The sequence below is a fragment of the Aeromonas sp. s6 genome (genome assembly GCF_040907815.1).
Taxonomy (GTDB): Bacteria; Pseudomonadota; Gammaproteobacteria; order Enterobacterales; family Aeromonadaceae; genus Aeromonas; species Aeromonas caviae.
The window spans coordinates 35241-56033 of sequence record NZ_JBFOCN010000083.1; the positions used below are offsets into that span (position 1 = coordinate 35241).

The 20793-nt window shown below is 63.3% G+C and carries 20 protein-coding genes; 8 read left to right on the top strand and 12 right to left on the bottom strand.

All coding sequences use genetic code 11. From position 1 onward, the window contains the following. Positions 1-3 precede the first annotated feature (3 nt). From AB5Y50_RS12665 to AB5Y50_RS12675, 3 genes are read right to left on the bottom strand one after another with little or no spacing between them, the layout of a single operon-like run. Positions 4-450 (bottom strand): YeeE/YedE family protein, encoded by a 447-nt coding sequence (locus AB5Y50_RS12665; RefSeq protein ID WP_041214809.1) that lies wholly within the window; start codon positions 448-450, stop codon positions 4-6. Positions 451-463: 13 nt separating this feature from the next. Further along, the gene (locus AB5Y50_RS12670) at positions 464-877 is read right to left on the bottom strand and encodes a YeeE/YedE family protein (protein WP_042881673.1); all 414 of its coding nucleotides are present in this window, start codon (positions 875-877) and stop codon (positions 464-466) included. Further along, a complete protein-coding gene (locus AB5Y50_RS12675) occupies positions 874-1188 on the bottom strand; it encodes a helix-turn-helix transcriptional regulator (protein WP_039039225.1) in 315 nt (104 codons plus the stop codon). The genes AB5Y50_RS12670 and AB5Y50_RS12675 overlap by 4 nt, the downstream gene beginning before the upstream one ends. 85 nt (positions 1189-1273) lie before the next feature. Here AB5Y50_RS12675 and AB5Y50_RS12680 point away from each other — a divergent pair, with 85 nt between their 5' ends. The 5 genes from AB5Y50_RS12680 (at position 1274) to AB5Y50_RS12700 (ending at position 4439) form a co-directional block, all read left to right on the top strand. Further along, complete coding sequence (locus tag AB5Y50_RS12680; protein ID WP_041213243.1) at positions 1274-1459, top strand: DUF2892 domain-containing protein; 186 nt, start codon at positions 1274-1276, stop codon at positions 1457-1459. A gap of 52 nt (positions 1460-1511) precedes the next feature. After that, positions 1512-2396: an NAD(P)/FAD-dependent oxidoreductase gene (locus AB5Y50_RS12685; RefSeq protein WP_234716516.1), complete on the top strand. Its 885-nt coding sequence runs from the start codon at positions 1512-1514 to the stop codon at positions 2394-2396. 81 nt (positions 2397-2477) lie between these two features. Continuing rightward, complete coding sequence (locus tag AB5Y50_RS12690; protein WP_232098065.1) at positions 2478-2783, top strand: hypothetical protein; 306 nt, start codon at positions 2478-2480, stop codon at positions 2781-2783. A 371-nt stretch (positions 2784-3154) separates the two neighbouring features. Further along, positions 3155-3529 carry a hypothetical protein gene (locus AB5Y50_RS12695; protein WP_041214805.1) on the top strand — a complete coding sequence of 125 codons (375 nt, stop codon included), beginning with the start codon at positions 3155-3157 and terminating at the stop codon, positions 3527-3529. Positions 3530-3710: 181 nt separating this feature from the next. Next, complete coding sequence (locus tag AB5Y50_RS12700) at positions 3711-4439, top strand: MgtC/SapB family protein (protein ID WP_052814657.1); 729 nt, start codon at positions 3711-3713, stop codon at positions 4437-4439. A gap of 78 nt (positions 4440-4517) precedes the next feature. On the opposite strand, the gene AB5Y50_RS12705 is transcribed toward AB5Y50_RS12700, so the two are convergent. The 8 genes from AB5Y50_RS12705 to grpE all read right to left on the bottom strand — a co-directional run bounded on the left by AB5Y50_RS12705 (position 4518) and on the right by grpE (position 15438). After that, positions 4518-5528 (bottom strand): substrate-binding domain-containing protein, encoded by a 1011-nt coding sequence (locus AB5Y50_RS12705; protein ID WP_041213247.1) that lies wholly within the window; start codon positions 5526-5528, stop codon positions 4518-4520. 27 nt (positions 5529-5555) lie between these two features. Then, a complete protein-coding gene (locus tag AB5Y50_RS12710) occupies positions 5556-6971 on the bottom strand; it encodes a sucrose-6-phosphate hydrolase (protein ID WP_113978202.1) in 1416 nt (471 codons plus the stop codon). Continuing rightward, on the bottom strand, positions 6971-8335 hold the full coding sequence (locus tag AB5Y50_RS12715; protein ID WP_053288278.1) for a sucrose-specific PTS transporter subunit IIBC: 1365 nt from the start codon (positions 8333-8335) through the stop codon (positions 6971-6973). The genes AB5Y50_RS12710 and AB5Y50_RS12715 overlap by 1 nt, the downstream gene beginning before the upstream one ends. An 83-nt stretch (positions 8336-8418) precedes the next feature. Further along, positions 8419-9378, bottom strand: a complete 960-nt coding sequence (locus AB5Y50_RS12720) for an aminoimidazole riboside kinase (protein ID WP_080767827.1) — start codon at positions 9376-9378, stop codon at positions 8419-8421. Between the two features lie 111 nt (positions 9379-9489). Continuing rightward, a complete protein-coding gene (locus tag AB5Y50_RS12725; protein WP_113978200.1) occupies positions 9490-10980 on the bottom strand; it encodes a carbohydrate porin in 1491 nt (496 codons plus the stop codon). A gap of 264 nt (positions 10981-11244) precedes the next feature. Next, entirely contained in the window at positions 11245-12381 is a 1137-nt protein-coding gene (gene dnaJ, locus AB5Y50_RS12730) for a molecular chaperone DnaJ (protein WP_113978198.1), read from the bottom strand. Between the two features lie 269 nt (positions 12382-12650). After that, positions 12651-14579 (bottom strand): molecular chaperone DnaK, encoded by a 1929-nt coding sequence (gene dnaK, locus AB5Y50_RS12735; RefSeq protein ID WP_010673646.1) that lies wholly within the window; start codon positions 14577-14579, stop codon positions 12651-12653. Positions 14580-14862: 283 nt separating this feature from the next. Then, the gene (grpE, locus tag AB5Y50_RS12740) at positions 14863-15438 is read right to left on the bottom strand and encodes a nucleotide exchange factor GrpE (RefSeq protein WP_113978197.1); all 576 of its coding nucleotides are present in this window, start codon (positions 15436-15438) and stop codon (positions 14863-14865) included. 263 nt (positions 15439-15701) lie between these two features. On the opposite strand from grpE, the gene nadK reads away from it, so the two are divergent. After that, complete coding sequence (gene nadK, locus AB5Y50_RS12745) at positions 15702-16586, top strand: NAD(+) kinase (RefSeq protein WP_010673644.1); 885 nt, start codon at positions 15702-15704, stop codon at positions 16584-16586. A 24-nt stretch (positions 16587-16610) separates the two neighbouring features. On the opposite strand, the gene AB5Y50_RS12750 is transcribed toward nadK, so the two are convergent. Continuing rightward, a complete protein-coding gene (locus AB5Y50_RS12750; RefSeq protein WP_223930615.1) occupies positions 16611-17768 on the bottom strand; it encodes a diguanylate cyclase in 1158 nt (385 codons plus the stop codon). A gap of 306 nt (positions 17769-18074) precedes the next feature. Between AB5Y50_RS12750 and recN the strand changes: the two genes are divergently transcribed. After that, the gene (gene recN, locus AB5Y50_RS12755) at positions 18075-19739 is read left to right on the top strand and encodes a DNA repair protein RecN (RefSeq protein WP_113978194.1); all 1665 of its coding nucleotides are present in this window, start codon (positions 18075-18077) and stop codon (positions 19737-19739) included. A gap of 471 nt (positions 19740-20210) precedes the next feature. After that, the gene (locus AB5Y50_RS12760; RefSeq protein WP_041213254.1) at positions 20211-20651 is read left to right on the top strand and encodes a universal stress protein; all 441 of its coding nucleotides are present in this window, start codon (positions 20211-20213) and stop codon (positions 20649-20651) included. Positions 20652-20793 lie beyond the last annotated feature (142 nt).

The following is a 20793-nucleotide window of genomic DNA, read 5'->3' on the forward strand; positions in this document are numbered from 1 at the left end:
AACTCAGGCAATACGGTGCTGGCGAGCCTTCTCCAGCACCCTGTTCCAGACCTTGTCCACCAGCAGGATCCCGGCCGCCATGGCCCCGATGAACAACAATATCATGGGCTGTCCGCTGGAAATGAGACTCAAGGCAGGCCCTGGACAGATGCCGACCAGGCCCCAACCGATCCCGAACAGTGCGGCCCCGCCAATCAGGCGGCGATCCAGCACGGGAGCGGGAACCCGGGCCATGGGCTCCCCCAGCAGGCTCAGACGACGGGGTTTCACCAGCAGGAAGTAGCCCGGCATGAAGACAGCCAGGGCCCCCCCCATCACGAAGGCCAGGCTGGGATCCCAGGCACCGGCCAGATCGAGAAACCCGGTGACCCGCGCCGGATCCATCATCCCGGAGAGGGCCATTCCCAGCCCGAACAGCAGGCCCGCAAACAGACTTGTCAGCAATTTCATGGCAATCAACCCGTCAAAACATGTGGTGAGTAAAGAACACGGTCGCCACGCCCATCCCCATAAAGGTGAGCGTCGCCACCACGGAGCGCGTCGACAGCCTCCCCATGCCGCAGATGCCGTGACCGCTGGTGCAGCCATTGCCAAGACGGGTGCCGATGCCCACCAGCAGGCCGGCCAGCAGCACCACGGGCCAGCCGGGCAAGGCATCAAAGGCGGGCATGGTGGCCCAACCCAGGGTCAGCGCCAGCCAGGCCCCCAGTCCCAATCCCAGCAGAAACAGCACCCGCCAGGGGGTCTTGTACTGCATTGCACCGGCCAGAATGCCGCTGATCCCGGCCACCCGGCCGTTGAACAACATCAGGATCAGGGCCGAGAGCCCCGCCAGCATGCCGCCCCCCAACGAGAGCAGCCATTGGCTTTCCATCATCGAATTTCCTCATCTGAGTGACAAAAATGGGTTTGCAGCGCCGCCAGCACATCGGCCGCCGCCTCGCTCACCAGGGAGTAGTAGATCTGCTGGGAGACTTTGCGCGAGCGGATAAGGCCCTGGCGCTTCAATACCGACAGTTGCTGGGAGAAGGCCGACTGCCCGAGCTGGCTGTGGGCCAGCAGCTCCCCGACTCCCTTCTCCCCTTCCACCAGCTGGCAGAGCACCATCAGGCGTTCGGGATGAGCCAGCGCCTTGAGCAGGCCGGCGGCGGCTGTCGCATGTCGGTTCATCTCGTCGAAGTGGCTCATAAGATTAAATTAGCAATTGCTGATATTTGTTCTATTGTATAAAACAACTCTAAATTAGCAATCACTAAACAAAAGGGGACGAGAAATGACCGTCGATAACGGAGTCAGAGTGGTCGCGGGTGGCATGTTGCTGCTGTCGCTGCTGCTAACGGCCTGGGTCCACCCGGGCTTTGTCTGGTTGAGCGTCTTTGTCGGGGTCAACCTGATCCAGAGCGCGTTCACCGGGGTCTGTCCCGCCGCCGCCGTGCTCAGGCGAATGGGGCTCAAATAGGCAGGAGGACATATTGGCTCACAGGAGCCGTGTAATAGAGCGGAGGCTCATTATGGCAACCATCATCATCATCGGGGCAGGGTTGGGGGGCATGTCGGCCGCCTACGAGCTCAAGGCCGAACTCGGCAAGCAGCACGACGTCATCCTGGTGAACGACAAACCCGACTTTGAATTCAACCCTTCGAACCCGTGGATTGCGGTCCGGTGGCGAGAGCGCAAGGATATCTCCCTCCCCATAGAGCCTCATGTGAAGAAGAAGGGGATCCGCTTCATCCACGCCGCCCTGACCGGGTTGCAACCCCTCGAACAGCAGATCCGCCTCTCCGATGGCCAGCACCTGCACTACGACTTTCTGGTGCTCTGCACCGGCCCCGCACTCGCCTTTGAAGAGGTGCAGGGAGCGGGCCCGACGGCGGGCGGCACCGCCAGCGTCTGCACCCTCTCCCACGCAGAGGAGTGCCAGCACAGTGTCAACGGGCTGCTCGACGAACCGGGTCCGGTGATCGTCGGTGCCATGCCCGGCGCCTCCTGCTTCGGCCAGGCCTACGAATACGCCTTCATCCTCGATCGCCACCTGCGCGACAAGAAGGTGAGAAAGGACGTGCCCATGACCTTCGTCACCAGCGAACCCTACATCGGTCACCTCGGCCTCAACGGCGTGGGGGATTCCAAGGGCATGCTGGAGAGCGAGCTGCGCATGCGCGACATGCAATGGATCTGCAATGCCCGCACCGTGGCGGCCAGGGATGGGGTGATGACGGTGGAGGAGCTGGATGAAGATGGCAACGTCAAGCGCACCCACAACCTCCCCTACAAGCATGCCATGATGCTGCCCGCCTTCGCCGGCATCAGCCCCCTGCGGAGCCTCGAGGGGCTGGTCAATCCCCGCGGGTTCGTCATCGTCGACGAACACCAGCGCAACCCTGTCTTCCCGTAGATTTACGCCGCCGGGGTCTGCATCGCCATCCCGCCCCAGCACAAGACGCCGGTCCCGACCGGGGTGCCCAAGACCGGCTACATGATCGAGGCCATGGTGCGCACCTTAAGCCACAACATCAAGGCGGAGCTGGACGGCCAGCCCCCGGTCACCCGGGCGGTGTGGAATGCCATCTGTCTGGCGGACATGGGGGACACAGGGGCCGCCTTCGTGGCCATGCCGCAGATCCCGCCGCGCAACGTCGCCTGGTTCAAGAAAGGGAAGTGGGTCCACCTGGCCAAGATAGCGTTCGAGAAGTATTTCCTGCACAAGATGCAGGTGGGCGACACCGAACCCGTCTATGAAAAACTGATGCTCAAATACCTGGGCATCGACAAGACCCGGTAACCCCCCAAGGGCCCGCCGGTGAAGGGAAGAGGGCTCCCTTCACCGGCGCTTTCATCTCTTTTTTATTATGTTTCAATATGTTGCTATCAAGGGCTCGGGGTTTACCCAGACCGCCGTATCGGCTACCATGTCGCCTCTTTATCACTAGCGGAGACCATCGGTGGGCAACTCATCAAGTGACAGACGCACGCCGACCCCCGTCGTCGGCACCCTGGTCGCGAGCTAGCCGCAGGTTTTTCTCTGCCGCGACTCGCCACCCTGCGAGAAGTGGATCCCTCTTTTCCCCGCTTTTCACACTTGACGTCAGGTGACGCGGACTCATCCCCCGACACCTTGCCTGCATAGTTTCTGCTTCCCAAAAGGAGGCTGCTATGCGCTTGATTTCAAACAACCCTGTCGCTGACAAATCCCCTTCCCTGCTGAGCAGACTGGGACGGGGCCTGCGACCACTCTGGCAACGTGGCAGACGGCGTCAGCACCTCTATCGGCTGCACATCCGCTGCGAAGACAGAGCCGACATGGAGCAGGTGCTGGCGGCAGTGAGCCACACCCTGCAACCGGCCGGACTCAGTCCTCTGCAGTCCATGCAGCCCGGGCGCGGTGAAGGCCGCGTGCTGGTGCTGAGCCTCTACTGCACGCCGCCCCAGCGCCGCTACTTGGTGCAGTTCATCCACCAGGTCGGGGCTGTTCACCCGGTACGCTGGGAACTGCGCCCCCGCGCCGGGGACGACGCCACCAGGCATTGACCCTCGAACGAGGCGAGGTCCTTCCCGGGCAACCGTGAAGGGCCTCTTCCCTGTTCTGCGCCATCCCGCCCCGTCAGGAGGCGGGTCGCGCCCTTGCATTCACCACGATGTCGACCTTGCCCCCCGTCTCTCACACAACCCGGGGGAGCAGGCTGGTCGGCATCCCAGGAGGAGACCCTTCATGAGAATGTGGCAACAACTCGATTTTCTCGCCCTGCTCGACACCCTGGCCAGCCTGCTGCTCGCCTTCGTGCTGGGCAGCCTGGTCGGCCTGGAGCGCCAGTACCGCCAGCGCACCGCCGGCCTTCGCACCAACGTGCTGGTCGCCGTGGGGGCGGCCCTGTTCGTCAACCTGGCCCAGCGCATCTATGACCTGCATGGTGGCAGTTACGGGGTCGTCCACGTGGTGGCCTACATCGTCTCCGGCATCGGTTTTCTCGGCGCTGGCGTCATCATGCGGGAATCCGGCAACATCCGGGGCATCAACACAGCGGCCACCCTGTGGGGCGTGGCCGCGGTCGGGGCCGCCTGCGGCGCCGGGTTCGCCCTGGAGGCCATCCTCGGCGCCCTCTTCGTGCTGGCCGCCAACACCCTGCTGCGTCCCCTGGTCAACCAGATAAACCGTGACCCGGTGAACAACATGGACACCGAAGTGACCTATCACGTGACCGCTCTCATCGGCCGCGCTCACCAGAAGGAGGTACTGCCCTGGCTCGAGCAGATGCTGGAGCAGGCCCACTACCCCCTGAGCGAGCTCGACATCACCCCCTTCGGCGATCAGGATCTCGAGATCTCGGCGGCGCTGCTCGCCACCGCCATCGATGGCACCAAGCTCGATGCCCTGATGAACACGCTCGGGGAGCACCCTCACATCAAGCAGATCTTCTGGCGGGCCAGCATTACCGATTGACGCCCTCATACCAGACGCAGCACAAAAAGCCCCGCCGGATCCGGCGGGGCTTTTTCACAGGAAAGGGAAGCCGTGTGCCTAACGGCGGCTGCGCCAGCGCACCCTGGGGTTGATGACCTGGGCGGTCTGGGCTGGGGGATTGCCCGCGATGAGTTGCTGCATCATCTCGAAGGCGGCACGGGCCAGGGCCGGGCAATCCTGGGCCACGGAATCGATGCGCATGGGGATGCAGTCGAGCAGATCGTGATCGTCGAACGTACACAGGCGCATGCCGGTCTCCATCAGTTCCGCCTCGTTGAGGTAGCGCAGCACCCCCTCCAGCAGGGTGAAAGAGGCGGTAAAAAGCCCCTTCGGCGGCGCCCCGAGTTCGTCCACCAGCTCAGACATCAGCTGATAGCCCGAGCTCGGCTGGTAGTCACGGTGGCGGACCCGGTCTGAAGTGGCCTCCAGCCCGGCCCGGTGCAATCCGAGCTCGTAACCCGCCAGCCGGTGCCGGCTGGGAGAGAGATCCAGCAGACCGCCGAAGTAATAGATCTCCTCCCCGCAATCCTCGGCCATATCCTGCACCAGCTCGGCGGTAGCCTTGCAGGCGTCCGAGATCACCATGGGCAGGCGCGACTCACCGATGTGGCGGTCGAGCTGCACCACCGGCAAGCGGTCGTGGATGCGGGCATAGATGTCGTCACTGTGGCCGCTGGAGGCGACGATGAGGCCATCCACCTGACGGCTGATGAGGTTGTCCACCACCCGCTGCTCCAGGGTGGGGTCATCCTCGGAGCAGGCGATGAGCAGCTGGATCCCCGCCTCCCGACAGCGGGCCTCAAGGGCCCGGGCGATGCTGGCGAAGCCGAAGTTGGTGAGGTCAGGGATCACCAGCCCCCAGGTGTAGCTGCGCACCTCCCGCAGGGAGCGGGCATGGATGCTCGGCTGATAGTGGCACTCGTCCGCCACCGCCTGGATCCGCTTGCGGGTATCGTCGGCGATGCGGTATTCCGCACTCTTGCCGTTGAGCACCAGGCTGGCGGTGGCCTTGGAGACCCCCGCAAGCGTGGCTATCTGGGCAATCGTGATCCGTTTCTTCTTCTCCACCTGACCTCCCGGCACACTGACACCGGGCTATTGTACTAGGCAGGTCGCCAGCGGCCAGTGATCGAGGCAAATTTTGCTGCCATCACCACCGCAACGTGCGGAAAGTACTGGGTTTTCGCCGGGGAAGTAACGGGTCGACAAGCTCTGGCGCCCGCCATCGACGAAGCACTCCAGGCTGGAGCGGTCACACAAGACGGTGATCTTGCCCCCAAGCCAGGGGGCGCTTCGCTCCTCCCACTCCCCGCTCTGCCAGTTCTGGCGCCGCAGGACAAGACGCCCCGGCTGCCACACCAGCTCGACCACGGCCCCGAACCCGAGGCGCCCTTCACCGCACAGCGCCAGATCGAGCCAGGCCGAGTCGATGGCAAGGCGCGGCAGCTCGTCCGGCGCCCCCTCGAAGCGGGTCTGCTCCCCTTTCAGGGCGCCCAGCTCTGCCACCGGCCGCTGGCAGAGCCACTCATCCTGCCAGAACAGCTCCCGCGGGCAGCTCATCTGGTGCAGCCAGCCGTGCTCGAGAGTGGGCTGGCTCATCTCGTTCTCCTCCGGCAAGCCCAGCCAGCCGAACAGCAGGCGCCGCCCCTGACGGTCCTGAGTGGTCTGCGGCGCATAGAACTCGAAGCCCCTGTCCAACTCGTGGAAAACCCCGTGATCGAACCTCTCGCCGTCGAAATCACCCGCCAGCCAGCCGCACTGGTAGAGGTTGCGATAATCCTCTCCCTGCGGGGCAACCCCCTGCGGGCAGCTGATCAGCACATGGAGATCTCCCAGGGGGAAGAGGTCCGGACACTCCCACATGTAGCCAAACTCCCCGAGACCGCCGCGCCCGCTGCCGGCGATGGGGCCCACCAGCGTCCAGGCATCCAGGGTGTCACCGCGATAGAGCAGCACCTCACCCCGATCGTCCAGGGTACGAGCCCCCAGCACCATCAACCACTGCCGAGCGTCGTGCCACACCTTGGGGTCGCGCACATGGCCGCTGTAGCCTTCGGGTAGATCCAGCACAGGGCCCAGCTTCTCGAAGCCCCCCGCACCGTCGGCGCGGGCCAGACACTGGTAGGCGGTGCGGCTGCCGTCCGGGTATTTGACGTTGCCGGTGTAGATAAGGGTCAGACGCCCCTGCTCATCGCTCACCGCCGAGCCCGAATAGCAACCGTGGCTCTCATAGGCCTCGGTAGGCAGCAGCGCCACCGGCTCGTGCTGCCAGTGCAGCAGATCGGTGGAGGTGACATGCCCCCAGCCCTTGTTGCGGTGCTCGCAACCGAGCGGGTTCCACTGGTAGAAAAGATGGTAGCGCCCGTCGTGCTCGATGAAGCCGTTGGGATCGTTGAGCAGCCCCACCGGGGCTGCCAGATGCCAGCGGGGCCGATGGGGATCGGCCGCCGCCTTGAGCTGTCCGGCCAGCAGGGACCGGACAACCTGGTTCAGGAGATGGCTTTCCTTCATCACTCCACCTTGTACTTGAGCAGGTAGGAGGCGGCGAAAGCGGCGCCAAAGGCGATCACCAGACCGATGACGTAGTGGATGAGGCTCATGGGCTGGACGATGGCCATGCCCGGGATGCCGGTCAGGCCCACCGCCGTCATGCCGACCTTGGCCGCCACCACGTAGGCGCCGCCGCAGGCCCCGCCGAACAGGCCGGCCAGGAAGGGCTTGATGTAGCGCAGGTTGACCCCGAAGATCGCCGCCTCGGTGATGCCGAGCAGGCAGGACATGGCCGCCGGCACCGTGATGGCCTTGATCTTCATGTCCCGGGTCTTGAAGTAGACCGCGAGGCAAGCCCCGCCCTGGGCCACGTTGGCCATGGCCCAGATGGGCAGCAGGAAGTTGACGCCGATGGCAGGGTTGGCCAGCAGCCCCGCCTCGATGGCGTGGAAGCTGTGGTGGATGCCGGTGATGACGATGAGCGAATAGGTGCCGCCAAACACCAGACCCGCCAGCCAGCCTGCCTGCTCATAGAGGGCGCTCAGACCGAACGAGATGCCATCCCCCAGCACCCGCCCGGCGGGGCCGATGAAGAGCAGCGCCACGAAGCCGGTGATGATGACGGTCAAAAACGGGGTGAGGATGAGATCCAGGGCGTCAGGGATGCGCTTGCGCAGCTGCTTCTCCAGGTGGGACATGAACCAGACCGCCAAGAGCACCGGGAAGACGGTGCCCTGGTAGCCGATCATGGCGACATCCAGGCCGAAGAAGTCCATGGTCTTGAAGCCCCCGGCCACGCCCCAGGCGTTGGTCAGGGCCGGGTGGGTGAGGATGCCGCCAAGGGTCGCCCCGAGGTACGGATTGCCGCCAAACTCCCGCGCCGCCGTAAAGCCGATGAGGATCGGCAGTATGATGAAGGCTGCCGAGCTGAACATGTCGAGCATGACGAACAGGGCGCTGTCGGCGTTGACCCAGCCGTAGGTGCGCACCATGCCGAGCAGCCCCATCAGCAGGCCGGAGGCGACGATGGCCGGAATGATGGGCACGAAGATGTTGGAGAGGGTCCGCGCCAGACGCTGGGCCACGTTGAGCTTGGCCGTCGCCATGTCGGTCAGCTCCGCCTTGCTGGCGGTGCCGGTCCCGGTCAGGGTGACGAACTCCGCATAGACCTTGTTGACCAGGCCGGTGCCGAAAATGACCTGGATCTGGCCAGCGTTGCTGAAGCACCCCTTGACCCCTTCCAGCTTGTCGATGGCGGCCTTGTTCACCTTGCTGTCGTCCGCCAGCACCAGCCGCAGCCGGGTGGCGCAGTGGGCGGCGCTGACGATGTTCTCCCTGCCCCCGAGCAGGGGCACCAGATCCTGGGCTATCGCACTGATATTCATATTCTTCCTCTTATGACCCGCCACGCTGGCGGGCCCTTGTCACATGAGAGTAGGGGCTGTCGAGCCGGGCTTCTAGCCGCAGATCAACAGCCGTCTGCGCCTGATCGCAAAAATTCATCCAGCCGGGTGCGGGTGGGCAGTGCCGTCATGGCCCCCTTGGCGGTGGTGGCGAGCGCCCCACAGCCGTGGGCCTGAGCCAGAATGGCGGGCAGCTCGGCCAGCGTCGGCAGCGAGGTCCGTTCGGCCAAGGCCGCCAGCAGCCCGGCGACGAAGGCGTCCCCCGCCCCCGTGGTATCGAGTGGCGTCACTTTGGGCCCCACCCACTCCAGCAACTCGCCACCCAGACGGGCCACCACGCCCCCCGCCCCCCGGGTCACCAGCACCAGTGCCGGGCCTGAAAGAGTGGCAAGCCCCGCCGCCAGATCGTCCAGACCGCTCAGCAGTTGCAGCTCCTCCACCGAGAGCTTGACCACGTCTGCAAGGGCCATGGCCTCGCGCACCACGGGCAGCATCTCGGCAGGGTTGCCCCACACCTCTGGCCTCAGGTTGGGGTCGAAGCAGACCCGCCCCCCGACGGCCCGGATGGTCGCCATGGCTTGCAGGCAACTGCTGCGCACCGGCTCGTTGGCGAGCGCAATGGAGCAGGTCAGCAGCCACTGCCCGGCCTGGAAGACCGGCAGATCGGCGGGGCTCAGGAACTGATCGGCGCTCGGGCGCACCATGAAGGTGAAACTGCGCTCCCCCGCCTCATCGAGATCCACCAGCACCGTGCTGGTGCGATGGGCCGGATCCTGGATCAGGTGGCGAATGTCGACCCCCTCCCTGGCCAGGGTCTCCCCCATGAAGCGGCCGAAGGGATCCGCGCCAACCCGGCCAATGAAGGCCGACTCCCCGCCGAGCCGGGCAACGCCCACCGCCACGTTGGCCGGTGCGCCACCCGGACACTTGAGGTAGTGCTGCTCCCCTTCCGGGATCAAGTCCACTACCGCATCCCCCATTACCCACACACGATTCGTCACCTTGTTGCTACTCCACTGCTGCACAGGATTTGCCGGGGTCAGCCCCGGGTTCTGGGTCCGCATTATCAGCTAAACCGTTTTAGCTAACCAACAGATCCCGGGGCCGCCTGCCATTTTTGTGATCGGGATAACGAACTAGAACCAGGTTTCCATCTGCACGCCGAAGTTCCACTCGCCCCCGGCGGTGAAGTTGCTCTGGCCCATGGCATCGGAGCTGGCGTAGTTGTCGAGCTCGGAGGACCAGTCCATCCAGGTGGCGAACACGCGAAGCTCAGGCCGCTCGAAGAAGCCGGCGGTCTGCGCCTTGAAGGTGGGGGCGAAGGTGAGCTTGGTGAAGTCGCCGCTCACCGCCTGGCGGCCCTTGTAGCCCTTGGGATCGAGATCCATGTACTGCCAGGTCGCCTCGTAGACCAGCTCCACGTTCTGGCTCAGTACCTGGGCCAGGCGGCCATTGAGGGTCACCCAGCGGTACTCGTCCCCCTTCACGTAACGATCCTGGCTGTGCTCGGCCAGCAGGGCCGGGGCGACACGCCAGCGCGGGGCAAGATCGGTGGCGCCAAACACGGCGACCCGCACCGCATCGGCATCCGGCAGCAGCTCGCTGTCGGAGCCCAGCCCCTTGAGCTCGGCACCCAGACCATGGCCATACAGCACCGCCGCCTTGGAGAAACCGGGGTTGATGCCGAAGAAGCTGTCGGCGTGGTAGGCCAGCAGGGTGTGGGCCCCCTTGTTCGCCGCTTCGCTGCCCGCGCCGCCGTCATTGATGCGCGCCTCGTTGTCCTTGGCGGAGAGGCCGTTCAGCATCCACTGCCAGTTGCCAACGCGGTTGTTCATGGTGAGGATGTAGCTCTCGATGTCGGAGAGACCGCTCGCGCTGATGTCGCCGTAGTCGCGCCCGTAGAGGGAGAAGTTCGCCTTCCAGCTGTCGGCCAGCTGCACGTCGTAGACGCCGCCGCCGGTACCGGCCAGGAAGACCACGTCCGAGTCGAGCCAGTGGATGTCGAAGTTGTCCCGGTCAAAGCGCTTGCCCGCCCAGAGCACCGAGTGCTGGAAAGGACCGCTGAAGCTCGCCAGATCGCCGATTTCGGCAAACACCTGGCGGGTATTGAGGCTGGAATCGCTGGCGGTCCAGTCGTTGCTGGTCTCCACCCCGTCCGCCAGCATCAGCTTGTAGCGGGCCCAGCTGCCATCGTCGAAGGTCTGGGTCTTCAGCAGGTTGGCCTCCATGTAGGTGTCATCCTCGTTGCCAAGGCGACCCACGGCGCCGCCCACCGAGCCGGCCGGGGTGATGTAGGGGCCGCCGCGGCCACCATTGCCGTTGCCGTTCACCAGCAGGCCCGAGCGGGCATAGCCGTGGAACTCGAAGCCCTGGGCCCCGGCGGTCTGCTTGTCCACCTTCTCGCTCTGGGCCTTGGCCACCACGGCCGTCTCGCGGGCTTCGTTTGCCTTGCTCTGGGCCTCATCGGCCCGCGCTTCGGCAGCGGTGGCGCGCTCCTCGGCTGCCTGCACCCGCGCCTCCAGCGCCGCCAGACGAGCCTCGATACCACCATCCGCCGCCCACAGCGGGCTGCTCATTCCCAATCCCAGCGCCACGGCCAGCGCCAACTTGCTCTTGAACATCGTCATCGTCCTCACCTGTCTTCTGTCGCCCGTCCGGGCTCTGTTGTTGTTGACGAGCAGAGGATAGCTAAACCGCTTTAGCTGACTCAATATGCCAGCTAAACCGTTTCAGCAGGAGTGTGAGCGGGATAACATTTGTACAGGGGGAATTGGCGGAAGTTGTGAGGAGGATCCCTCATCGGGATCCACTCAATAAGGGGGGATCCAGGCCAGATGGCGGGCAAAAAAAAGCCGGCACATCCGTGCCGGCTTGGGTAACGCGGGTCGCGTTTATTTGGTCAGGTCGTCGAAGAAGCGTTTCACCCCTTCGAAGAAGCCCTCGGATTTCGGCTTGTGGGTCTTGGCAGCAGCGCCGCTGAAGGAGTCGTCCAGCTGGCGCAGCAGATCTTTCTGGGTCTCGGTCAGCTTGACCGGAGTCTCGATCACCACCTTGCACATCAGATCCCCCACCTGGCCGGAGCGCACGGACTTGACGCCCTTGCCCCGCAGGCGGAACAGCTTGCCGGTCTGGGTTTCTGCCGTGACCTTGAGCTTGACCCGGCCATCCAGGGTCGGCACCTCGATCTCGCCGCCGAGCGCCGCCGTGGTGAAGCTGATGGGCACTTCGCAGTAGAGGTCGTTGCCGTCACGGACGAAGATCTCGTGCTCGCGCACGTGAACCTGTACGTAGAGATCCCCCGCCGATGCGCCGGTTTCCCCCGCCTCCCCTTCGCCGGAGAGACGGATGCGATCCCCGGTATCGACCCCGGCCGGGATCTTGACCGACAGGGTCTTGGTCTTCTGGTAGCGCCCTTCCCCATGGCACTTGCGGCACGGATCCTTGATGATCTTGCCGCGACCGTGACAGTGGGGGCAAGGCTGCTGCACCGCGAAGAAGCCCTGACGCATCTGCACCTGGCCGGAGCCGTGGCAGGTGGGGCAGGTCTGGGCCTGGCTACCGGTATGGGCACCGGAGCCGTTGCACACTTCGCAGTGGACCTGGGTCGGGATCTTGATCTCCTTGGAAACCCCGCGCACCGCTTCTTCCAGCGTCAGCTCCATGTTGTAGCGCAGATCGGCGCCACGGGCCGGGCCGCGACGACCGCCCCCGCGACCACCGAAGATGTCGCCAAACACGTCGCCGAAGATGTCGCCGAAATCGGCACCACCGCCAAAGCCGCCGTGGCCGCCACCCTGGCTCGGATCCACCCCGGCATGACCGTACTGGTCATAACGGGCACGCAGGTTCTCGTCGGTCAGGACCTCGTAGGCTTCCTTGACCTCTTTGAACTTCTCTTCAGCCCCGGCATCACCCTGGTTGCGATCCGGGTGATACTTCATGGCCAGACGCTTGTACGCCTTCTTGATCTCGCGCTCGTCGGCACCTTTCGATACCCCGAGCACTTCGTAGAAATCGCGCTTCGACATACTCATCCTGTTGCTATATCAGCAGTTACGCAGACGGGCGTTGGTTACCCAACGCCCGTAAATTCATTGACGAATCTGCTCACACTCTTACTACGAAGCCGTGATCAAGGCTCATGTGCAGCTCGCTTGTTTGTAACCAAGAGTGCTCATGTATTCACATAGACTCCGGTTCTTGCGCTGCTCTTTACCTTGCTGACGGCCTCTCGCGATAGACCGTGAACAGATTCTGAGCCGATGGGCGAAGCGGACTTCGCCCATCCGGGTCGGGCTTACTTCTTGTCGTCTTTCACTTCTTCGAACTCGGCGTCGACCACGTCGTCGTCAGCCTTGGCAGAAGAGGAGGACTGACCGGCGTCAGCACCGGCGGCGCCTTGCGCCTGAGCCTGCTGCTGAGCAATTTCCATCAGCTTCTGGGACGCTTCCAGCAGCGCTTGCTGCTTGGCTTCGATGGCAGCCTTGTCGTCACCCTTGATGGCGGATTCCAGCTCGCTCAGGGCAGTCTCGATCTTGGTCTTCTCGTCGGCAGGCAGAGCTTCACCGGCTTCGGTGACCTGCTTGCGCACGGAGTGGACCAGACCGTCAGCCTGGTTGCGGGCCTGCACCAGCTCTTCGAACTTCTTGTCCTCGGCCGCGTTGGCTTCGGCTTCGCGTACCATGCGTTCGATCTCGTCATCAGACAGACCGGAAGAGGCCTGGATGGTGATCTTCTGCTCCTTGTTGGTCTCCTTGTCTTTCGCGGAGACGTGCAGGATGCCGTTGGCGTCGATGTCGAAGGTCACTTCGATCTGCGGCAGACCGCGCGGTGCCGGACGGATGCCTTCCAGGTTGAACTGGCCCAGGGACTTGTTGTCGCTGGCGCGCTTGCGCTCACCCTGCAGCACGTGAATGGTCACGGCAGACTGGTTGTCTTCGGCGGTGGAGAACACCTGGGACTTCTTGGTCGGAATGGTGGTGTTCTTCTCGATGAGCGCGGTCATCACGCTGCCCATGGTCTCGATCCCTAGGGAGAGCGGAGTCACGTCCAGCAGCAGTACGTCGGTCTTGTCACCGGACAGTACGGCACCCTGGATGGCCGCCCCCATGGCCACGGCTTCGTCCGGGTTGACGTCTTTGCGCGGCTCTTTGCCGAAGAAGTCGGCCACGGTCTTCTGAACCAGCGGCATACGGGTCTGACCGCCCACCAGGATGACGTCGTCGATCTCGCCAACCGCCAGACCGGAGTCTTTCAGGGCGACACGAACCGGCTCCAGGGAGTCTTTCACCATGTCTTCCACCAGGGATTCCAGCTTGGCGCGGGTCACCTTGATGTTCATGTGCTTCGGACCGGTGGCATCTGCAGTGATGTACGGCAGGTTGACGTCGGTCTGCTGGGCAGAAGAGAGCTCGATCTTGGCTTTTTCGGCGGCATCTTTCAGACGCTGCAGGGCCAGCTGGTCGTTGCGCAGGTCAATGCCCTGCTCGCGCTTGAACTCGTCAACCAGGTAGTTGATGACGCGGTTGTCGAAGTCTTCACCACCCAGGTGGGTGTTACCGTTGGTTGCCAGCACTTCGAAGGTGGTTTCCCCTTCGACTTCGTCGATCTCGATGATGGAGATATCGAAGGTACCGCCACCCAGGTCGTATACGGCAACCTTGCGCTCACCCTTGACCTTGTTGACGCCGTAGGCGAAAGCCGCGGCAGTCGGTTCGTTGATGATGCGTTTTACATCCAGACCGGCGATGCGACCGGCATCCTTGGTGGCCTGACGCTGGGCGTCGTTGAAGTAGGCCGGTACGGTGATGACGGCTTCGGTCACCGGCTCGCCCAGGTAGTCCTCGGCGGTCTTCTTCATCTTTTTCAGCACTTCGGCAGAGATCTGCGGCGGTGCCATTTTCTTGCCTTTCACTTCAACCCAGGCGTCACCGTTGTCGGCCTTGGCGATGGCGTAAGGCATGATTTTCAGGTCACGTTGTACTTCGTCATCTTCGAAACGACGGCCGATCAGACGCTTGATGGCGAACAGCGTGTTCTTCGGGTTGGTGATGGCTTGGCGCTTGGCCGGCTGACCAACCAGGATTTCGCCGTCATCGGCATAGGCAATGATGGACGGAGTAGTACGGTCGCCTTCCGCGTTCTCGATCACGCGAGCATGGTCGCCATCCAGAATAGCGACGCAGGAGTTGGTAGTACCCAGGTCAATACCGATGATTTTACCCATTTGACGAATCTCCAAATACTTTGAATAAACTGGCGAGGGGCTCGCCTTGATACGTTAACGGCTAGGTGGGGCCTGCCACTGTGGCTTTCAAGCTCCCGGCATCAAATTTTTTGTGCCGCCGTGGCCTTGCAACCTATATGGGGTCTCAAGTCGGCGCTTCAAGTCCGGCCCTGAAAAAACCTGCATACAGGCCACCTGACAGCCAAATGACGCCAGACACGTTTTCTGGCGCCACATCCAACAAAAAGCCCGCCAAGCGGCGGGCTTGGTGAGAACAGCGCGATCAGTCAGCGGACTTGGAGACCATCACCATGGCCGGACGGATGACGCGGCCGTTGAGCTCGTAGCCCTTCTGCATCACGGCGATCACGGTGTTCGGCGCCACATCGGCACTGGGCACCATGCTCATGGCCTGGTGGGCATTGGGGTCAAACGGCTGGTTGGTCGGGTCCAGCGCCACCAGGCCAAACTTGCCCACGCCGCTCTGCATGGATTTCAGGGTCAGCTCGACCCCTTCAATCATCGGCTTGAGGGTGTCGTTCTCCTTGTCCGCCAGCTCGATGGCGCGCTCCAGGTTGTCCAGCACCGGCAAGAGCTCTGCGGCGAACTTCTCCAGTGCAAACTTGTGGGCTTTCTCCACGTCCTGAGCGGCACGGCGACGCAGGTTCTCCATCTCGGCGACGGCGCGAATGGCGCGCTCGCGCTCTTCCAGGGAAGCCTGCTGGGCCGCCTCCAGCTGGGCCTCCAGCTCGGCGATGCGGGCCTGCTCGGCTGTCACTTCACTGTCTACATCGGTCGGCTCGACTGGCTGGGCTTCCACTTGCTCCATCGCTTCAACCTTTTGTTCTTCGTGGCTCATGACATCTCCAATATTCAGGGGTTGCGTGTGAGGGTGGCTGGCGTTCAGACAAGCGACACGCGCCAGCAGACCCTGTGTTGGCGCTATTATGGGGACACAGCCCCGGCTTTCAAGGGGAAAAGGGCAGATCGGGCACAATGGCGCCCATCCGCGTGCCAGGCAGTCCCTTTTCGGGGCCGATTGCACCAACCACCACGGAGGCAGACAAATCCCCGGCAAAGCGCGGTATACTCCCCCCAAGACTCTCCCAGACCCGATAACCTATGGATTCTCCGTTCAAAACCGTTGCCCTCATCGGCAAGCCCCATCACGAGGGGGCCAACCAGACCCTGACCGGCCTGTACCAGTACCTGACCAGCCGCGGCTTTCGTGTGCTGCTGGAGAGCCGGGTGGCCCATACCCTGGGGCTGCTCGGGGAGAACGTGATGGATCTGGTGCAGCTCGGCGAGCAGGCGGATCTCGCCATCGTCGTCGGCGGTGACGGCAACATGCTGGGGGCCGCCCGGGTGCTGTCACGGTTCGATGTGGCGGTGATCGGGGTGAACCGGGGCAACCTCGGCTTCCTGACCGATCTCTCGCCCCAGGATTATCTGCTGCCCCTGGAGCAGGTGCTCTCGGGTCACTTCAAGAGCGAGCATCGCTTCCTGCTGGAGGCCGCCGTCTATCGCCACGGGGAGCGCAAGTCGAGCAACCTCGCGGTCAACGAGGCGGTGCTTCACCCGGGCAAGATCGCCCACATGATCGAATTCGAGGTCTACATCGACGGCAGCTTCATGTACAGCCAGCGCTCGGACGGCATCATAGTGGCGACACCCACCGGCTCCACCGCCTACTCCCTGTCGGCAGGGGGCGCCATCCTCACCCCCAAACTCAACGCCATCACGCTGGTGCCCATGTTCCCGCACACCCTGAGCAGCCGCCCCATCGTGCTGGATGCGGACAGCGAAGTGCGGCTGCTGGTCTCGCCAGACAACCAGGACGACGCCATGCAGGTGAGCTGCGACGGCCAGGTCACCCTGGCGGTCCACCCGGGGGACGAGATCCTCATCAAGAAGAGCAGCCACAAGCTTCATCTGGTGCATCCGCTGGATTACAGCTACTTCCACGTGCTGCGCAACAAGCTCGGTTGGGGCAGCAAACTCTTCTAGCCAGGCACCATCGGTGGCGAGGGTCTACCCCTCGCTGCTTTCGACCAGCCGAGGCAGTGCCGGCTCGAATGCCAGATGCACCCCGTTTCGCCCCGCTTCCTTCACCCGGTACATGGCAGCATCGGCTTTGGTCAGCATCAGTGCCAGGTCAGCCTCGGCACTGGCGCACACAACCCCAATGCTCACCGTGACCCCCTCGCACGGCAGGCAGGCCCCCTGCCGGGAGCCCGTCTCTATCTGGCGGCGGATCCGGTCACAGATGTCGCGGGCCATCTGGCCGCTCACGCCCCCCATGATGATGGCGAACTCCTCGCCACCGATGCGCCCCACCAGATCATCCTTGCGTACCTCGGCCACCAGCACCCCGGCCACATAGCGAATGACCTCATCCCCGCAGCCGTGACCAAACTGGTCGTTGACCCGCTTGAAGTGATCGATGTCCAGGACCACCACGCAGCGCGTCTGGCCAGGCGTAGCCCCCTCTCCCTGCCTGAAGAGACCGCGCCGATTGAGCACCCCGGTGAGGGGATCCCGCTCCGAGAGCGCCAGCAATGCCTCCTCCGTCTCCACATAGGCCACCAGAGGCAGCAGCAACACCGAGCCGATGGTCAGCACCATGTGCATGAAGAAAATGAGATCGAGCCAACCTCCGTCTCCCATCCGCCCTTCGGCTCCCAGCAAGAGCAGCCCCCCCTGACTCAGCAGGATGGTGAAATGCAGCAGGTAAATGAGCGCCACCACATGGAGCACCCGCTTCTGTTGCCGGCCGAGAGAGACGATGAGGCAGGCGCACCACAGGTACAACATCGACTCCATCAGAGCCAGCACAATGCGCACGGGGGCGAGGCTGGACAATCCCAGATAGAGCAGCAGCAACACCGCCACGCCTCCCCTCACGGCACGGGGATGCCATGCGCGCTCGTAAAGCGCACAAAAACCGGCGAGCAACAGCAGGATGCTCATGAGCGAGACCAGGCCGCCGACCCGGATGCCCAGCGCCGGATACCCTCCCAATACCCCCAGACTGAGCAGCAGGATGGAGAGGGAGAAGAGAAAAGCGGAGAGGGGCCAGTACAGAAAGTTGCCTCGACCCGGCTTCAGGGAGTGGATGAACAGCATGATCAGCCCCGACATCAGGTTGATTGCCAGGGAGATCAGCAGCAGGGTCGGGGTATGGATCATCGTGACGCATCCTTGCGAAGAGGTCTGTACACAGCCCAGGCTCAACCAGGACTGTTTCGAGTGTGTCTCAGCCAGCCACTCACCACAAGAGAGCCCCTCAAGGTGGCTTCTCGTATCGCCTCAGCCCATGCCAGGTACGCAGGTTGATTTTGCAGGCCATCTGATCGGCGTCACACCCATGCCGCGGCCTTGACATCCTTGCCCTCCCCCTGTTTCGCAAAAATCCTCCCTGCCCACTTTACTGTATATAAGACCAGTATATACTGGATGCATACACAGTAATGTTGACCCATACAGGATGAGACCATGCTGACCCAGCTGACCGTCAACAACTTCGCCATCGTCAAGTTTCTCGAGCTCGATCTGCAACCGGGGATGACCTGCATCACCGGGGAGACCGGGGCGGGCAAATCCATCGCCATCGATGCTCTGGGGCTGTGCTTGGGGGAGCGCGCCGAAGCCAGCATGGTGCGCCCGGGCAGCGACAAGACCGAGGTGAGTGCCCGCTTCCTGCTGGAGGGTAATCCTGCCGCCCGGGCCTGGCTCGCCACCAACGAGCTTGAAAATGACGGTGAGTGCATCGTCCGGCGGGTACTGTCCGCCGAGGGGCGCTCTCGCAGCTATATCAACGGGGTTCCCGTCCCCCTCGCCCAGCTCAGGAACCTGGGTCAACTGCTGGTCAACGTCCACGGTCAGCACGCTCACCAGATGCTGCTCAAACCCGATTACCAGCTCGCCCTGCTGGACGGCTACGCCGGTCATCATCTGCTCCTCGACGATGTACGCCGCCACTACCAGCAGTGGCGCCAGTTGCAAAACGAGCTCAACCGGCTCAAGGCCGAGCAGCAGCAGCGGGAAGCCCGCCGTCAACTCATCGAATACCAGGTGCAGGAGCTGGACGAATTTGCCCTTCAGCCGGGAGAGTTTGAAGAGATTGAAGAGGAGCATCAGCGGCTCGCCAATGGCACCGAGCTGATGCAGGAGTGCGGGTATTGCCTCGATCTGCTTTATGACAATGAAGAGACCACCATCGCCGGTCTGCTGCAGACGGCGGTGGACAGGGCCGAGACCCTGGTCGGCATGGACAGCCGGCTTGGCAACGTGCTCGGCATGCTCAACGAAGCCCTGATCGGCGTACAGGAGAGCCACAGCGAGCTGCGCAGCTATCTCGACCGGCTGGAACTGGATCCAGAGCGCTTCAACGAGCTGGAGAGCCGCCTCTCCAAGGCCATCAACCTGGCACGCAAGCACCATGTCAAACCGGCGGAGCTGGCCCACTACCATCAGGAGCTGGCCGCCGATCTGGCCCGCCTGCACTCCGACGAGGAACGCCTGGAGGGGATGGAAGACGAGCTGGCCTCGGCCCGCCAGGCCTTCGTGCAGGCCGCCGAGGCCCTGAGCCAGAGCCGCCAGCGCTATGCCGAGGAGCTGGGCGCAAAGGTAAGCGCCAGCATGCACGAACTGGCGATGCCAGATGGCCGCTTCGCCATCGAGGTGCGACCCGATGCCCAGAGCAGCCTCTCGCCCCTTGGCATCGATCGGGTGGAGTTCATGGTCACCACCAACCCGGGTCAGCCCATCCAACCCCTTGGCAAGGTGGCTTCCGGCGGCGAGCTGTCGCGTATCAGCCTCGCCATCGTGGTGATCAGTGCACGCAAGATCTCCACCCCGACCCTTATCTTCGACGAAGTGGATGTGGGGATCAGCGGCCCGACCGCCGCCGTGGTGGGCCGCCTGTTGCGCCAGCTCGGCGAATCCACCCAGGTGATGGTGGTCACCCACCTGCCCCAGGTGGCAGGCAAGGGTCACCAGCACATGGTGGTGAGCAAACACACCGACGGCAAGACAACGGAAACCCAGATGCAGGCGCTCACCCCGGGTGCCCGGCTCAACGAACTGGCCCGCCTGCTGGGGGGCGATCAGATCACCGACAACACCCTGGCCAACGCCCGTGAGTTGCTCGCAAGCTGACCACGGGGCGGGAGGGATGCCCTCCCGTCCATGTCGGCCCCTTCAGATTGACCGTGCCATCATCGCGCTGGCCAGTTGAAACCTCTTGCCGACGGCGCCGGCCTGGTTGACCTATGCCGTGAGCCGCAAGCAAGAACGAGGGGCTGCCCTGGCTAATCCGCGGCACGTGTCTTGATGCTCAGTCTGAACCTGCCAGCCTGGTCATCACCCAGTCGGGTTTCCATCGCCATGGTCAGGACGCCACTCATCTTCGTTGCACTCATTCATATATCGAACGGCCCCACTCCTTCATTTTCCATTCAACTCAGTCTGTTATGATGATGTAAACGGACTCGGTACCTTCAGTTGCCATCGACAGAATGTGACGCTTGATGCAAACACACCGGGTTCGTTTGAGCTGACATTTCGCGGGAAGGGAGGATGGGAGCGCGCTTCCGCCGTCTGACCCGCACCTGCCAAGGAGAACTGCTTATGAGCCCGACCAATATTGTGCTGTTGCTGGAAGGCAAGGATTACGAGCAGGAGACACTGGCCAAGGCGAGCCGTCTGGCACAAGGGTTGGGCGCCAACCTGACCTTGTTGCACCTGACCCACAGCAGCAAGACCCGTCGCAATAGTCTGTCCCTGTCACAAGAGGAGCGCAGCCCCCAGGGCACCCTGGATGCCAAGGCGATCATCAGTGAACTCATCACCCAGCTGTCTCATCCGGTGGATTACCAGTGCCTGGTGGTGGATGACGTGGTACCGGATCTCCAGCGCTGGCTGACCGCCCACCCCGCCGACCTCTTGCTGGTCGGCAGCCGTCATCACTGGATGGAGGGCTCGCTGGCCCGCCTGCTCCTCTACAAACTGCCCCTCGATATCCAGATCTGCCACGAGCCTCACGCCGCCTTGCTCAAAGCCGTCGGTTGACACCACAAGACCCGCTCCCTGAGCGGGTCTTCTTGTTTCTGACGCCCCGCCGTCATCCTCCCCCAGCTTGACCTCCTCCACTGCGTCACCGCCAGAACCACACGATTTCTTACACATTGCTCGCTTCTTTTTGAGGGCCATT

Bases quoted from the DNA above. Each gene is read 5' to 3' on its own strand.
- AB5Y50_RS12670 (WP_042881673.1), bottom strand. From the start codon at position 877: ATGATGGAAAGCCAATGGCTGCTCTCGTTGGGGGGCGGCATGCTGGCG.
- grpE (WP_113978197.1), bottom strand. From the start codon at position 15,438: ATGAGCCACGAAGAACAAAAGGTTGAAGCGATGGAGCAAGTGGAAGCC.
- AB5Y50_RS12680 (WP_041213243.1), top strand. From the start codon at position 1,274: ATGACCGTCGATAACGGAGTCAGAGTGGTCGCGGGTGGCATGTTGCTG.
- dnaJ (WP_113978198.1), bottom strand. From the start codon at position 12,381: ATGTCGAAGCGCGATTTCTACGAAGTGCTCGGGGTATCGAAAGGTGCC.
- recN (WP_113978194.1), top strand. From the start codon at position 18,075: ATGCTGACCCAGCTGACCGTCAACAACTTCGCCATCGTCAAGTTTCTC.
- dnaK (WP_010673646.1), bottom strand. From the start codon at position 14,579: ATGGGTAAAATCATCGGTATTGACCTGGGTACTACCAACTCCTGCGTC.
- AB5Y50_RS12675 (WP_039039225.1), bottom strand. From the start codon at position 1,188: ATGAGCCACTTCGACGAGATGAACCGACATGCGACAGCCGCCGCCGGC.
- AB5Y50_RS12710 (WP_113978202.1), bottom strand. From the start codon at position 6,971: ATGAAGGAAAGCCATCTCCTGAACCAGGTTGTCCGGTCCCTGCTGGCC.
- nadK (WP_010673644.1), top strand. From the start codon at position 15,702: ATGGATTCTCCGTTCAAAACCGTTGCCCTCATCGGCAAGCCCCATCAC.
- AB5Y50_RS12685 (WP_234716516.1), top strand. From the start codon at position 1,512: ATGGCAACCATCATCATCATCGGGGCAGGGTTGGGGGGCATGTCGGCC.
- AB5Y50_RS12715 (WP_053288278.1), bottom strand. From the start codon at position 8,335: ATGAATATCAGTGCGATAGCCCAGGATCTGGTGCCCCTGCTCGGGGGC.
- AB5Y50_RS12700 (WP_052814657.1), top strand. From the start codon at position 3,711: ATGAGAATGTGGCAACAACTCGATTTTCTCGCCCTGCTCGACACCCTG.
- AB5Y50_RS12695 (WP_041214805.1), top strand. From the start codon at position 3,155: ATGCGCTTGATTTCAAACAACCCTGTCGCTGACAAATCCCCTTCCCTG.
- AB5Y50_RS12725 (WP_113978200.1), bottom strand. From the start codon at position 10,980: ATGACGATGTTCAAGAGCAAGTTGGCGCTGGCCGTGGCGCTGGGATTG.
- AB5Y50_RS12690 (WP_232098065.1), top strand. From the start codon at position 2,478: ATGATCGAGGCCATGGTGCGCACCTTAAGCCACAACATCAAGGCGGAG.
- AB5Y50_RS12750 (WP_223930615.1), bottom strand. From the start codon at position 17,768: ATGATCCATACCCCGACCCTGCTGCTGATCTCCCTGGCAATCAACCTG.
- AB5Y50_RS12665 (WP_041214809.1), bottom strand. From the start codon at position 450: ATGAAATTGCTGACAAGTCTGTTTGCGGGCCTGCTGTTCGGGCTGGGA.
- AB5Y50_RS12760 (WP_041213254.1), top strand. From the start codon at position 20,211: ATGAGCCCGACCAATATTGTGCTGTTGCTGGAAGGCAAGGATTACGAG.